The 13,997-nt window shown below is 60.1% G+C and carries 16 protein-coding genes and 2 pseudogenes; 16 read left to right on the top strand and 2 right to left on the bottom strand.

From position 1 onward, the window contains the following. Positions 1-34: 34 nt before the first annotated feature. A pseudogene (xth, locus tag ACQZ40_RS15490) lies at positions 35-783 on the bottom strand (exodeoxyribonuclease III). A 172-nt stretch (positions 784-955) separates the two neighbouring features. On the opposite strand from xth, the pseudogene ACQZ40_RS15485 reads away from it, so the two are divergent. From ACQZ40_RS15485 to ACQZ40_RS15455, 7 genes and pseudogenes are all read left to right on the top strand, one after another. Further along, positions 956-1,837, top strand: a pseudogene (locus ACQZ40_RS15485) (lactate dehydrogenase); the annotation flags it as partial. Between the two features lie 132 nt (positions 1,838-1,969). Continuing rightward, positions 1,970-2,272: an integration host factor subunit beta gene (locus ACQZ40_RS15480; protein WP_012478105.1), complete on the top strand. Its 303-nt coding sequence runs from the start codon at positions 1,970-1,972 to the stop codon at positions 2,270-2,272. Positions 2,273-2,275: 3 nt separating this feature from the next. Continuing rightward, positions 2,276-2,620 carry a hypothetical protein gene (locus ACQZ40_RS15475; protein WP_012478106.1) on the top strand — a complete coding sequence of 115 codons (345 nt, stop codon included), beginning with the start codon at positions 2,276-2,278 and terminating at the stop codon, positions 2,618-2,620. A gap of 98 nt (positions 2,621-2,718) precedes the next feature. Next, positions 2,719-3,021: a cold shock domain-containing protein gene (locus tag ACQZ40_RS15470; protein WP_065657585.1), complete on the top strand. Its 303-nt coding sequence runs from the start codon at positions 2,719-2,721 to the stop codon at positions 3,019-3,021. A gap of 360 nt (positions 3,022-3,381) precedes the next feature. Beyond that, complete coding sequence (locus ACQZ40_RS15465; RefSeq protein ID WP_233278991.1) at positions 3,382-3,660, top strand: GNAT family N-acetyltransferase; 279 nt, start codon at positions 3,382-3,384, stop codon at positions 3,658-3,660. Positions 3,661-4,038: 378 nt separating this feature from the next. Continuing rightward, positions 4,039-4,686: a hypothetical protein gene (locus tag ACQZ40_RS15460; RefSeq protein ID WP_012478110.1), complete on the top strand. Its 648-nt coding sequence runs from the start codon at positions 4,039-4,041 to the stop codon at positions 4,684-4,686. 330 nt (positions 4,687-5,016) lie between these two features. Continuing rightward, the gene (locus ACQZ40_RS15455) at positions 5,017-5,466 is read left to right on the top strand and encodes a hypothetical protein (protein ID WP_233278993.1); all 450 of its coding nucleotides are present in this window, start codon (positions 5,017-5,019) and stop codon (positions 5,464-5,466) included. A 16-nt stretch (positions 5,467-5,482) separates the two neighbouring features. Here ACQZ40_RS15455 and ACQZ40_RS15450 read toward each other — a convergent pair whose 3' ends face one another. Then, entirely contained in the window at positions 5,483-6,166 is a 684-nt protein-coding gene (locus ACQZ40_RS15450) for a GNAT family N-acetyltransferase (protein ID WP_234902685.1), read from the bottom strand. Between the two features lie 186 nt (positions 6,167-6,352). Here ACQZ40_RS15450 and ACQZ40_RS15445 point away from each other — a divergent pair, with 186 nt between their 5' ends. The 9 genes from ACQZ40_RS15445 (at position 6,353) to ACQZ40_RS15405 (ending at position 13,996) form a co-directional block, all read left to right on the top strand. Further along, positions 6,353-8,116: a ParB/RepB/Spo0J family partition protein gene (locus ACQZ40_RS15445; RefSeq protein ID WP_065657586.1), complete on the top strand. Its 1,764-nt coding sequence runs from the start codon at positions 6,353-6,355 to the stop codon at positions 8,114-8,116. A 98-nt stretch (positions 8,117-8,214) separates the two neighbouring features. After that, positions 8,215-8,688, top strand: a complete 474-nt coding sequence (locus ACQZ40_RS15440; RefSeq protein ID WP_065657587.1) for a hypothetical protein — start codon at positions 8,215-8,217, stop codon at positions 8,686-8,688. Further along, positions 8,685-9,572: a DUF7007 domain-containing protein gene (locus tag ACQZ40_RS15435; RefSeq protein WP_065657588.1), complete on the top strand. Its 888-nt coding sequence runs from the start codon at positions 8,685-8,687 to the stop codon at positions 9,570-9,572. The genes ACQZ40_RS15440 and ACQZ40_RS15435 overlap by 4 nt, the downstream gene beginning before the upstream one ends. Then, on the top strand, positions 9,569-9,934 hold the full coding sequence (locus ACQZ40_RS15430) for a dsRNA-binding motif domain-containing protein (RefSeq protein WP_065657589.1): 366 nt from the start codon (positions 9,569-9,571) through the stop codon (positions 9,932-9,934). The genes ACQZ40_RS15435 and ACQZ40_RS15430 overlap by 4 nt, the downstream gene beginning before the upstream one ends. 386 nt (positions 9,935-10,320) lie before the next feature. Beyond that, positions 10,321-10,920: a hypothetical protein gene (locus ACQZ40_RS15425; protein ID WP_065657590.1), complete on the top strand. Its 600-nt coding sequence runs from the start codon at positions 10,321-10,323 to the stop codon at positions 10,918-10,920. Positions 10,921-11,085: 165 nt separating this feature from the next. Further along, a complete protein-coding gene (locus tag ACQZ40_RS15420) occupies positions 11,086-11,481 on the top strand; it encodes a ProQ/FINO family protein (RefSeq protein ID WP_233284305.1) in 396 nt (131 codons plus the stop codon). Positions 11,482-11,595: 114 nt separating this feature from the next. Further along, entirely contained in the window at positions 11,596-12,015 is a 420-nt protein-coding gene (locus ACQZ40_RS15415) for a helix-turn-helix domain-containing protein (protein ID WP_065657591.1), read from the top strand. Positions 12,016-12,199: 184 nt separating this feature from the next. Next, complete coding sequence (locus tag ACQZ40_RS15410; protein ID WP_065657592.1) at positions 12,200-13,132, top strand: ArdC family protein; 933 nt, start codon at positions 12,200-12,202, stop codon at positions 13,130-13,132. Positions 13,133-13,279: 147 nt separating this feature from the next. Continuing rightward, positions 13,280-13,996, top strand: a complete 717-nt coding sequence (locus ACQZ40_RS15405; RefSeq protein ID WP_065657593.1) for an antitoxin Xre/MbcA/ParS-like domain-containing protein — start codon at positions 13,280-13,282, stop codon at positions 13,994-13,996. Position 13,997 lies beyond the last annotated feature (1 nt).

Below are 13,997 nucleotides of genomic sequence, written 5' to 3'. Positions count from 1 at the left end.
CTCCTCTGTCATCGATGGGTTTGGCGACAACGGACTAATCATCATCCAGTTCAATCCAGACCGGGGCATGGTCGCTGGTGTGCTCCCAGGCACGCACATGTTTGTCGACACCGCAGGTCTGCAGTCGCTCCCGTAGTGACGGACTGAGAAGAAAATGGTCGATGCGCAGACCGGCATCACGCGCGAAGGCTTTCCGGAAATACTTCCAGAACGTATAGATCCGTTGTTCGGGATGCAGCAGCCTGACGGCGTCCGTCCAGCCTATGGCAATAAACTCGGCATAGGCGGCCCGTACTTACGGCCGAAACAGGGCATCGTCTCGCCAGCGCTCGGGTTTGTAGACGTCGAGATCGGTCGGCATCACATTAAAAGCGCCGACAAGGGCGACGGGCACATCAAGCTCCAACAGCCCCGCGGCATAGGAATGTAGCCGCTCGAACCAGCGGAGTTTGTAGTCAAACTTTGGCCCTGGTGCTGGATTGCCGTTCGGAAGATAAAGGCAGCCGACGATCAGGCCATTGATGGCAGCCTCGATTTAACGGCTGTGACTGTCGTCGGGGTCGCCCGGGAGGCCGCGGCTTGTCTCGCGCGGCTCCTATCCCGGACAAGGACCGCAACGCCCTTCCAGCTCTTCTGACCATGCCAGATGGCGCCGTAGCCGGCACGCTCGATTTCCCGGCGGGGAAACTTCTCGTCCGGCGCCTTGAGTTCCTGCAGACAGACGACATCAGGCTGCGCTTCGGCCAGCCACCGCAGCTGCGCTCGCATTCCGGAAGCGGACATTTCCGCCCGAGTTGGTGACGATGGAGCGGACAAGCGAGCTATGGGCGAAAAAGAAAGCTGCGCCCGAGGCGCCGCTGCTGCTTTGATGGCGGCTTCTTCCTGTCGATACCGGAATTCATGCGATGCCAATCACCGAGGCGCGTACGAGACCTTTCGATTAATCACCGAGTAACAGGATAACCAGCACGACGAGGTCGAGATCTACCCCTATGCCACGCAAGGCTCACTCGACGCCACCATGTGGCAGAACAACGAACGCAAGGCGAGGTTCATTGCCGCGGCCCTTTCGGGTGATACCTCGATCCGCCGGCTGGAGGACCTGAACGAGGGGCAGGCCAACCAGTTCGCCATGGCCAAGGCGATTGCAAGTGGTGACGAGCGCCTGATGCAAAAGGCGGGGCTGGAGGCCGACATTGCGCGGCTGGAACGGCTGCGTGCCGCCCATGACGACGATCTCTTTGCCGTGCAACGGCAGGTCCGCGACGCCGAGCGCGAGATCGAAACCGCCGGCCGTCGCCTTGGCGATATCGCAGTTGATATCGAGCGGCTTGTGCCGACCTCAGGTGATGCTTTTGCGATCAACGTCAAGGGCGAGACCTATAGAGAGCGTAAGGAGGCGGGGAGGGCGCTGATGAAGGAAATCCTCACCCTCGTCCAGTTGCGGCATGAAGGGGAGATTCACATTGCTTCCATCGGTGGCTTCGATCTCGTCTACGATGCCGAAACGTTCGGGCGTGGTGACAATTACCACTATCAGACCCTGCTTCAACGCACCGGCGCGGATTATGAAATTGAGTTGCCGGTGACCGTCGCGCCGCTTGGAGCTATCTCTCGTCTCGAACATGCGCTCGACGGGTTCGGGGAGGAGCGGGAGCGCTATCGCCAGCGGCTGGAGGAATACAAACGCCGGCTGATCTCCTACCAGTCACGGCAGGGTGGCGCCTTTGCATTCGCGGATGAACTGGCGGAAAAGCGCCATGCGTTGCGAAAGGTTGAGGAGGCGCTGGGAAAATCGGCGCGCGGTGATGTGGAGACGAACGAACTCGCCGCATGAGATCACCTCCATGAGGCGCGGTCCGCTGCGGCGAACACCACGGTAACGAGGCCTAGCCGAACCGCGCACGGTTTGTCGTTGAGAAGGCCCTACAGGCTTCCCAAATGCCTCGTTTTCGCTAAAAAGTCTGTCATGATTAAATCCGAGCTTGTTGATCTCCTTGCCGCGAGAAATCCATACCTCCATCGTCGCGATGCGGAGAATGCCGTCGATTCCGTTCTCGATGAAATCACCGGCGCCCTCGAACGGGGAGAGCGCGTCGAAATCCGGGGTTTTGGCACCTTTGTCGTAAGGCATCGTCCCGCACGCTCGGGGCGCAATCCCCTCAACGGCAACGCGGTGCTCGTCGAGGAAAAATGGGTGCCGTTCTTCCGCGCCGGCAAGGAGATCAAAGATCGTCTGAATATGGCGGAAGAACCGCGTGGCAAGGAGTAATCGTTGATCGAATATTCGAGACATGGGTTCTGCGAGGCCCTTCCCGAGGACATTCGTGAGACGGTCGAGATGATGGCGCTGGAATTTCTGCCCGAAACCTGGCCCGTCCGGTTTGTCGCGCTTCTCTCGATGCTGGAGGACATCACAAGCAAGGTCGAAGAGGTCCACCGGCCGTATGTGGTCAACAACTGGGTGGTCATCGTCAGCGGCTTGCTCGAACATTTGCCACGTGATCTGGCCTCGCCGGAGTGCCTGGCCCTGATGCGTCACAGTGTACTTGACCGTTTTCGGCAAAGCCATTCAACAATCGCCGGACGTGGAGCAGCAGAACGAGATCTTGCGGCGTGAATATCCGCAATAGTCGATCGCCGAAGATCTGCTCCGCGATTATGAAATGTGGTCCGCCAAACAATCGCAGATAAAGCCCAGCTAGCAGGGAGAAGAATATGCCGACAGGCAAGGTCAAGTGGTTCGATGCCACCAAGCGGTTTGGCTTCATTACGCCGGACGATGGTGGTCCGGATGTTTTTCTGCACCTGAGCAGCATAGCCGACCCGGCCTGTCCCACGCTTCAGCCCGGTCTGCGGCTTCACTATGGTGTCGAGCAAAAGGGCGGCAAGGTCACGGCGAAAGATGTGGGGCCTGTGCCGGTTGAAAAGGCTGTGCAGCACGCTCCTGCCACTCAGCCTCAAGACGAGGAGGCGTTCAGCGACGCGTTTGAGCGGGAATGGGGCCTGCGCCGGGTCTGAAGCGCACTACGCCAATCGCGAGTGACTGGCATACAGTGGGTCCAGTCGGTAATTGGGCATGGAGGTAGAGCGCGTGGGCATCGAAACGGCAATCAGAGACGCGACGCCGGATGACAGGGAGGCAAATAGCGCTCCAAGTCCGCGTCAGCCAACGGGCATATTCGGGCATGCTCGCGGCGGATTATCTGGCGGATACGATGCCTGATGAAAAAGCTCGCCTCTGGGAGAAGCGCCTTTCGCAGAGTTCAGACCCTGAGAGATTGCGTGTGACCCTGGCGCATTTTGACAATGAACTGGCGGGCTTTTCTTTCTTCCTGTTTGATCAGGAAACGCAGTTCGGAACATACCTCCATAATCTGTATGTCGACCCCCGCTTATCAGGGGAAAGGTGTCGCTCGCAGCCTGCTGGCGGCGGGTATTCAGCGGTTTTCACCGCAACAAAGAAACGGGCCTGTACACCTGCTGACTCTGGCCGACAATCATCCGGCGCGCCGGTTCTACGAGAAATTAAATGTCCAGATCATTGAGGAAAATCGAAGCGTGATGGCCAGCTACCCGGACTTGATTTTCGTCCGATACCAGTGGCGGAACGCTCACGAACTGGCCGCCACAAACTTCAATCCGGTGCGGGATTCCTAAAGCCCGGGCGATTCAAAAGTCGATCATAAACTTTGGGCACGTTCGGGAATTTGACAGCAAAGGGCAAAGTCAGGGGTATGCGTCTGTTCTCTCATTATAGCGCCCTCGCTATCTCTCTTTTTCCAGAAGGAGCTAACGCTAATCATCTCGAAAACAGTTCACCGCGCCGACAGCCTGCGGCGGTGTTTTGGTCGAAACCTCCGGGATTGCGCTAACGCAATCGGCCCTGCCATTGTGAACTTAAGCAGAAGAAAAGGGGGTGGAGTCCCATTTAATGACGAGATCGGCAAGGTTGAGAAGGGAAAATGAAGAATTCATAATTTCTAGGTCCTGAAAAAAGGCGGACCAACGTGTCTAGGACTTAGCAGTTCTGAGGACTTGGATATACTCCTGCAAACCCCTTGCGAAAAACTCGGTTCCCGCAAAAAATATACCGTAAGCGGATACCGCCAGCATCAATGTGAACACGATTGTGAAGCTGCGAATAACGTATCTTACGTATTTTATATCCGCGTGCTTTCTGTCCAGTCGGCCAAATTCCATGAGGAAAACTATTATATTTGCGAGTACCAGAAAAAAGAAGATAATGATCAACACGAAAGCCGAAAGGCGCAGCACAAATATCTGATAGGCAGGGTGTCCTTCGCCGACGTTCAGGAAGTGAAGCATGCCGCCAATCCCGGCACCGACCAACGCGCATGTTGCAAGAAGCGTTTGGACGAACGGCTGCCATCGCATGGACTCTCGGTGTTCAGATGTCTGTTGCTTCATGTCCCGGTCGTTATCCATTCTGCGCCCCTAAACGTTATGATGAAGACGGGGGTTTATGGAATCGGACAGAACATAGCAAGAACATATATGAGCAAGATGTGGGAATTCTACAAATCTGGGGCTCTGGACACCGAGCATGTCGTCCCTGGGGCGCACTTTCATTGCCCCGCGTGCCGTCACGCCGTTCACGGCATGGGATTTGACGATTGCCCGCTATGGCATTTTCGGCCTGACCTGTCTGCTGCTGGTGGCTGATCGACGGTTCGGCCCTTGCCGGCATTGCTCGCTCACGGCTCCTGATCGGTTTGCTCCTCGGTGGGGCTGGATATGTCGGATACTTCATCAGTGTGGCCTTTGCCGTTCAACTCGCCGGCGCAGCCGTGCCGCCAGTCATCATCGGTACAATGCCGGTGTTTCTGGCCATCACCGCCAATATCAGGGACCGCTCCGCACCATGGAAGGCGCTCCCGCTTCCCCTAGCACTGATCGCAATCGGCGTGGCGATTGTGAACGCTGCGACGATCAGCACGGCCGACGTTGGGGATAAGTCATCGATCTTACTCGGAGCTCGCCAGTTCGGCGGCGTTGGCGATCTGGATCGCCTATGGTCTGGCGAATGCGGCTGTCATGCGATCGGCAGACGCACCGGACGGACTGCAATGGACAGGGTTGCAGGGAATCGGTGCGGCGATCGGAAGTCTACTCCTGTTGCCGTTGGCTTCGTTCGAACTCGCGGACACGGCATCCGCTTCGGAAACCGCTCGCTTTTTCGTATGGGCGCTGGTGATGGGGCTGGCTGGCTCGTGGTTTGCAACCTGGTGCTGGGTGGTCGCTTCCCGTCGTCTGCCGCTGGCGCTCGCGGCCCAACTCATTGTAGCTGAGACGATCTTCGGCCTCGCCTACGGCTTCATGTTTGAGGGCCGTTTTCCAATCCCTGCTGAAGCAATCGGGGCATCTATGCAGTTTTGCGGTGTTTGTCTGGCCATTTCAGTATTCAGCAAGCGGCGATCGACGACAGCGATGAGAACATCCTGACATTTACGAAAGTGCTTCAAGCGGTTGGTGTCAGATCCTTTTCAAAGCGATAGGTAGACACCATGAATTTCTTATCGACGGTCTTTGGTGTCCAAAGGGCATCTTCAAAAGAGTGCGCGAGAATCCATCCCTCCCGCTCATAAAATCGTTCAGCTCGGACATTGCCCGCCGTACAGAACAGCACTGCCCTCGTTATCCCCGCGCCATGCAGCAGTCTTTCCGCGTGTGAGAGCAAGGCATGGGCTACACCGGTCCCGCGAGCGCGTGTGCTGACATAGAGCTTGACGACCTCAGCTCTCTTCACCGACACAAACCCGAGCACGCGATCGTCTTCGGTCGCGACATAGAACGTGTCTTGAGCCTCCTTTAGCCAGAGACTGAAATGGTCTTTGGTCCGAAACGCCAACACCTCAGAAGGCACGATGTCGGCATGTGCGTCGTGCCGTCCCTGGTGCCAGAACTGGACGATGCTCTCATTATCGATAGTTTTTGCCGGGCGGATTTCGAGCATAGGCTCCCTTTCGCTAGGTTGCTGCAGGAGACGGTCGCGAAACTCCGAGTTCTGCGGGCCGAAATTCCCCTGATGATTCAATGGCGGCTGTTTTAACGCAAACGTCAGGAGCGAACTGAAAGAACAAGGAGAAGCAAGGAGAGAAAACCTTATTCGCACACCGGCCGTCTCGTCGCCGCTGTCGCTCAACCGCTCCCTCCTCAACCCTGTCCGTAGTTCTCGCAAGGCTTCGCCCCGCTCGAACTGACGGGCAGGGCCGCTCGGGCGCAGTTGCGCCGGTCCGTCCGCTCTGCGGTCCGGGAATTGTCTTCGCAAAGAAGTGAAGACAGGAAGTGGTGGCGACCGCCGCCCCGAAACCCCGAAAGAGCAAATCCCATGCAGATCCTCAAAATCGATCCCCGTGCGCTGAAGAACAATCCCGACGACGCGCGCCGGTCGAAATCGTCACCGCAGGCCGATGCGCTGCTGCTGGCGACGGTCAAAGCCGTTGGCATCATCCAGCCACCCATCGTCGCGCCGGAAACCGATGGCGGAAACGGCTACATCATTCAGGCCGGGCATCGGCGCGTCGCCCAGGCGATAGCCGCGGGCCTCGAGGAAATCGACGTGATCGTCCGTGAGGCGGCCAATGACAACGGCGCCATGCGCTCGATGGTCGAGAACATCGCCCGTGAGCCGCTCAATCCTATCGATCAGTGGCGCGGCATCGAACGGCTCGTTGCCCTCGGCTGGACCGAGGAAGCGATTGGCGTGGCGCTCGCCTTGCCCGTCCGCCAGATCCGCAAACTGCGGCTTCTCGCCAATGTTCTGCCGTCCATGCTCGATCATATGGCGCTTGGCGACATGCCGAACGAGCAGCAGCTGCGCACCATCGCCGCCGCATCGATCGAGGAACAGAGGCAAGTCTGGAAGGCCAACAAGCCGAAGAAGGCCGAGCGCGCCGACTGGTACAACATCTCACGGGCGCTTTCGAAGACCCGCATGCTCGCTAAGGATGCGAGCTTTGGCGACGATCTCGCTGCCGCCTACGGTATCGAATGGGTCGAGGACCTGTTCGCGCCGGCCGATCAGGACAGCCGCTACACGACCAATGTCGAGGCCTTCCTCGGCGCCCAGCAGGAATGGATGACCAGCAACCTTCCCAAGAAGGGCGCGATCGTCGAGGTCAATAACTGGGGTCAGCCGGAACTGCCGAAGAAGGCCGAGCGCATTTACGGCAAGCCGTCGAAGTCCGACCATATTGCCATGTATCTTGACCGTGACGGCAAGGTGCAGTCGGTTGCTTTCCGCATGCCCGAAGACAAGAAGAAGAGTAAGGGTGATGCTTCCGCTGGTAACGATGCGGCAGGAGCAGTCGATGATCCGATCATCGACGCACCGAAGCCGCGGCCGGATGTCACCCAGAAGGGTCAGGACATGATCGGCGACTTCCGCACCAATGCCCTGCACGAGGCGCTCGGCCGCGCGCCAATCGAGGACGACATGCTGATGGCGCTGCTTGTTCTTGCCTTCGCCGGTCGGAACGTCCGTGTCGATTCCGGCGTCAGCGACAGCGTGTACGGGCCGAAGCGCTTCGGGCGCCATGCCGCCCGGCTGCTCTCCGAGGACGGCAAGCTCGCTTTCGACATGGAGACGGTGCGTGTCGCTGCCCGCTCGGTGCTGATCGACGTGCTGTCATGCCGGCGCGGCATGTCGAACAGTGGCGTGGTGTCGCGTATCGCCGGCGACGCCATCGGCGCCGACAGCTTCCTGCCCAACATGGGTTCGGAAGATTTTCTGTTGTGCCTGTCGCGGCAGGCGCTGGAGGCGGCGGCGAAGGAGGCAAACGTGCTCCCGCGCGAGAAGGTGCGGGGGACGCGGGCGGCTCTTGTCGATCATTTCGGTCAGGAACGCTTTGTCCACGCTTCCGCGCTCTTTGCACCCGACCGCCAGGACGTCACCGATCTGATCAAACACGGCGAGGCTGTGGGGGATGAGGAGGAGGCCGACATCGAGGGCGGCACTGAGACTGCGGCCCTTGAGGAAGAGAGTGCCGATCCCTTCGAAGGTGAGGACGATCTTCCCGATGCGCTCGACGAGGGATCCGAAGCCGGCGCGCCGGACGAGGAACAGGACGCTTACGGGATCGCCGCGGAATAGCCGCTTCCAATTCCTCTCCGAATGCAGCCCCGCCGCCGATGGTCTCTATCGGCGGCGCTTCTGTTTCCAGCATCCCCTCAAATTCAGGGAGAAGTCGCATGTCTGCACATCTCGCATTTCTGGCACCGATCGGCACCATCCTTCAATGGTCCGACGGCACGCCGCGGCCACCCGAACGGCATCGCAAAAAGCTTTTCGCCTGGAAGACCAACAATAGCTCCGGCCGGTTGATCCGCAAGCAGGACGAGCGCGCCACCGGCAGCATCATCCTGCCGGCAAACGTCACGCTGCACGAAGGCGATTTTGGCGGCGGCGGTGTTATTACCATCCGCATCCACCGTACGTTCTCGCTTGAAACCAAATTGACGTTCCGCGTTGTCGAGCGTCCTGCCACAGGCAGTTGCCGCGTCTTCGACCGTGCCGGCGACACTGCCGAACTCGTGCATCTGGCGGCGAACCGCGCGGCGGCGAAAGACTGGCTGTCGCGGCACGGTTACCCGTCCGCAGTCCTTGAAGACGTGACCGCCGACGAGATCGCCGCCGATGTCGTCGAAGGGAGGGTCGCAGGATGAAGGGTCCCACTCCTGAAACGGCCAGTCCATCCACCCCTGACACATCAGGGATCGAATTTGGAAGAAGTGCAGACGGCCTCACCGTGGCGCGCATCGGAGACCTTGTCTTCGCCATGATGCCAGCGCGGAACGGTCAGTATTTTCTGAGCTCCGCATGGCAGGTTCCACGGCCACTTGCCGATCTCAAACGGGAGGACTTCTATTCTCATCACGGGAGGATCGAGGATGAGCCGGTATTTCGTGCGCGGATGTTCGAACAGGCCGAGCATAGCCGCGAGCTGCTTCTCCTTGCACGCAGACCCGCGCGGATACACTGCAACACGCCCTGGGGTCCGTCGCAAGGCGCGACGATCTATGCCGAGGGTGTGGTTTTCCACACCACGGTGGGACATGGCGGCTTCAAACTCTCGGCTGAGCGCAACGCCCGGGTCCATCCGATGTTGGGTCGCGACAGCGGATTTTATGAAGAGGATGCCGAGTGGGCCATCGTCGCGCTGACGTTTCCGGATCTCTTCACCGTGTTCGAGCGAAAATGCGCAGACAAAATGATCCGCGATTGCTGGCCGGACGCATGTGAGGCAGTCTTCGGCCGGGTTCTCGTTCCCGGTGAATCCATGGAAAAAGATCGGCGGGCCTTCGAGCTGCGACATGCCAACGACTGGGTCGTGATCTCCGCGCTTCGCTCGGACCATCATCCCGGCATGACGGAGGTCATCGCCACGCGTGGTGGCAGGCGCGATCACGGTGTGGAGGAACGCCGCTTTCTGGTGCCGTCCGTAGACTATCAGGCCGGCGGTTTCGGCTTCGTCATAGACGAGACCCGGTATGCGGCATTTGACGGCCCATCGAGCTTCGCATCATGGAACGGGAGGGATGCGGCATGATCTCCTCCATCGACCACCACGTGGAATTGCGGCGCATGGAGGACGCCTGCCGGCAGACGCGGCACCAGATCGGCATGATCGAGCGTCAGATCATCCGCAAGATGACCGCCCTGATACCATCGCTTGGCGCGCGCAAACCCAGGAATCGACGTGGCAGACCGCATGAGCCGGACGCGTTCCTCAACCGCTATCGCACCAATCTCGCCGCCATCACCGCCGAGCGGCAGCCGGAAATCGATGCGCTCTCGAGGAAGCTCGCGCGGCAGGAAGCGGCAATTGCATCCTTGCGTGCCCGTACAGCTCTCCCCGGCAACGCTGGTCAAACTGCGCCGCAAGCCAGCGGTGACGTCCGGCGCCTGTGATGGCTGGCAAGTAAGGCAGGGAGGTAGGAAGGGTGGATTGGCCTGGCCTGGCCTGGCGCAGGTCTTGCATGGTTTCCTCTCCACTTCGGTATCCGAGGTTTGCCTCTGGCCGTTCCGTCCTTCGGTTTCGTGGCGGTCTGAACCGGCGCCCGTTCGGTTCAAGGCCGCTGTCGCGCCGCGGGGCGGCCGGTCATGCCGCTCTCGACAAAGCAGGCACGCGGGCTTCGCAAGGGCTTGGGCAGCCCCGCTTGACCGCATGCCTTCTTCGCTCGATCTGGCCTGCCCGGACCCTGAACCGCCCGGTTTGCGCCGGTTCCTTGTCGCCGCACCGAAGGACGGAACGGCCAGGGGGCCGACGCTTCGGTGAAGCAAGAAGGAAACCAATCATGGCAAAGTCCACCACCCAGTCCCGCCAATCAGCTCGCCCCTCCGCGCGCGTCGTGCCGCTGCGCAAAGGCGCCACCCTCGAAATGGTCCGCCTTGCATGCCCCGACGAAACCCAGGCGCTCCGGATCGCCGAAAGTTTTGGCACCGCCATTCTCGATAGCGACGGCATCCGCGACATGCACGAGCGCCTGATCGTCGAGACCGCAACTGCTCTTTCCGATGGCCTTGGCGAACGGGCGATGCAGATCCATCTGCAGCGCATCGTCGGCGCCTATGTCGGATCGGCCCATGGCGCTGGCCAGTTCTACTCCCGCGCCGTCACTGAGGCGCGGGACGCCACCGCCAAGAGTGCTGCGGATGCCCGCGACGAGGATCTCGACGGTCCGGTCGGTTACGACAGCGCCGCCCAGCGCAAGCGCGAATTCGCAGCTGACATGGGTATCCAGGCGCATGCGCTCAGAATGGCAGCCGTCGGCGCTGTTGCTGCCTATGAGCAAGTGGTCGGCGAAACCTGGAAGCCGTTCGACCGCCCGGTCGAGAACCCCGGCCAGACGCTCGACCGCAAGGCAGCCGCAGCGCAGCTATCCGCCTTCGAGTAACACCCATCGCGGCGGGGCTCCAGCCCCGCCAGACCTTCACATAGACGGTTGTCCTGTTTTCGTCAGAACTGCATGCTTATATGCGAGGAGATCGATTTCGAAAGGATATCCATGGAAACCGTTTCAGCCCCCAGGACCAAACCTTGGCCGAAGTCACAGGGACCCGTGTTGGCCAACGCCTCCGATTTGCGAAAGGCCGCGGCCATCAACGCGCTTCTTTCGACCCCGGCGCCGGTTCTTCCCGTAAAAGACGGTGATCCGATCCTACCGTTTGTGATCGGCATATTCGATACGTTCCGCTCCTCGTTGCAACCCGATGTGCCGGCAGTGCGCCTGCGCAGGGCGATTGCCGCCTATGCGCGCTCGAAGAACTATCTGCTGGCGAGCGCGCAGCCGGACGCCATGCGTCATGATGCAACCGGTACACCTGTCACTCCGGTCGATGAGGCGGATCGCCTGTCAGCGCAGTTGCGCGTCGAGGAAATCCGGCGAGAGAGACAGACGTCGGCAGAGGCTGGGCGGACCGAAGAGGTTGCAACCGGGCCAAGCCCGGACAAGTAGTTTCAAAGCCGGGGAAATCCTCCCTTCGATCATGCGCGTATGAGAATGCGGCCTTGCAACGGATACAATTGTTGCTTCATTCTGCAGCCATCACATGCGGAAGGAGCCGGATAATTGAGTGATACAAGGAAAGCCCCGCACGCGATCGACGTCGAAGTCGGCGCCCGTATTAAGCTGAAGCGGAAGCTTTTAAGGATGTCCCAGCAGTCATTGGCGGGCAAGCTTGGCGTGACCTTCCAGCAGGTCCAGAAATACGAGAAGGGCGCCAACCGCGTGGGCGCCAGCCGCCTCAGCCAGATCGCGACGGCGCTGGATGTTCCGATGTCCTATTTCTTCGACGGAAACCAGGGTGGGCGGCAAGACGACGATAATCCCCATATCACACGCGAGACCGACGAGGTTGCGCTGTTCCTGTCTTCGAGGGAAGGCTTCAATCTCAACCGCGCCTTTATGCAGATCCCTTCGGCTGCCGTGCGGCAGAAAGTTGTCCTGCTGGTGAAGTCGCTCGCTCGCGCCGAGGAAGAGGCGCAATAATCGGTCTCATCGCGACCCGTCCCGCCTCCGGTCCTGCCGGGGCTAGGGTTTCGCGCAAGGGCTTCGCCCTCCTTCACGTTGTTACGGCGCGTTCCGCGTGCGCTCATCCCTGATCTGCCCGGCTTTTGGACCACCGCGACGGGGTCGCGATGGTCGCGACCTCCGAAAACGGAGGTTCAACGAAATGAAGAGAAATAAGCAGGGCGAACGCGTCGATCTCTATGCGCGGATCACCGACAGGATCGTCGCTGACCTGGAAAAAGGCGTGCGTCCATGGATGAAGCCGTGGTCGGCCGTAAACACGACGGGACGGATCAGCCGGCCGCTACGCCACAATGGCGAAGCCTATAGTGGCCTCAACGTGCTGCTGTTGTGGTCGGAGAGCACAGCGAGGGGCTATGTCTCGCCGACATGGATGACGTTCAAACAGGCCTTGCAGCTGGATGGAGCTGTTCGCAAGGGCGAGACCGGAACGACGGTCATCTATGCAAGCCGCTTCACCAAGTCGGAGACCGACAGCAATGGCGGCGAGGTGGAGCGCGATATTCCGTTCCTTAAATCGTACACGGTGTTCAACGTGGCGCAGATCGACGGCCTGCCTGACCACTATCATGGCGTACCCGAACCGCTCCTGAGCCCGATCGAGCGCATCGGTCACGCCGACGAGTTCTTCCGCAATACCGGCGCAGTCATTCGGCACGGCGGCAAACAGGCATACTATTCTCCGGCCATGGACTATATCCAGATGCCACCGTTCGAAGCCTTCCGCGATGCCGCCGGGTATGCGGCAGTCCTCAGCCATGAGGCGACCCACTGGACGGCGGCAGAACATCGCGTGGGACGCGACCTGTCGCGCTATGCCAAGGACCGGACGGAGCGAGCGCGGGAAGAACTCATTGCCGAACTTGGCAGTTGCTTCCTCTGCGCTGACCTCGGTATCGCGCCGGAACTTGAGCCGCGGCCGGATCACGCGTCCTATCTGCAGTCATGGCTCTCGGTGCTGGCCAACGACAAACGGGCAATTTTCCAGGCGGCCGCCCATGCGCAGCGGGCGGTCAATTATCTCCACGGTCTTCAGCCAAGGGCGGATGCCTGCGCGACGAGGGAGGTAGCGTAATCGCGCTCGTCTCTTTTTGGGCGTCCTTTGGTTCGAGCAAAACAATAGCTTTCTGTGGACCTATCCGCCCCATGGGAATGTGACCTACAATCTAGACATTCCGGACAATCTGTACTATCTATCGTGGTAGATGATAGGAGCAGGAACATGGTCACATCCGTCAGAAAATCGTCAGCAACCTCCTTGTCTGGGTTGAACCCGGCGGCCATTGCCGACGTCGTCGAGGTCCTCGCCCGTCATAATCCACGTCTTTCCAAGACGGCGCTTGCCGCGACGGGGCGTGTCGTCGCCGCAGTCACCGCAGCAACCGCACGTCTTGCCGCCGACCAGCAACGCCGGCTCGTTGCCGACGAGCGCGAGCTGGCGCAAGCCGTCGCGGTCGCGGTCGCTGGCCTCATCGCGGAGGCGGACGTCCGCCTCGCGCCGCTTGCGGTTGGCAAGTCCGTCGAGGTCAGTCAGGGCGCCGGTCTTCCCGCGCCCGTCGATCTCGATGAAGGAAGGCGCAGACTTGCAGCTTTTGCAGAGCCGACGCGTCTCGAGGACTGGGCCGGTCCTGTCGCGGGACCGGCCGAGATCGAAAAGACATTTGGCACGAAACGGTCGACGCTGCACGACTGGCAGAGGCGTGGCGCGGTGATTGGCCTGCTGAGGGGCGAACGCAAGCATGTCTTTCCATTGGCGCAGTTCGTCGATGGACGCCCGGTAGAGGGCATGGCTCAGGTGACGCGGATCATCGCCAATCCTCGTGTCGCCTGGCAGTGGTTGATCCGGACAAAGCCCGATATCGGCGGCTCACCGTTGGATCTCATGAAAAATGGTCGTCTGGACGAGGTCCTTGCTGCGGCCGAGCGTGATTTCGGCTGAC

It is taken from the genome of Agrobacterium sp. 16-172Ci (genome assembly GCF_053522725.1).
This window is presented reverse-complemented; position numbering and strand designations above follow the sequence as displayed.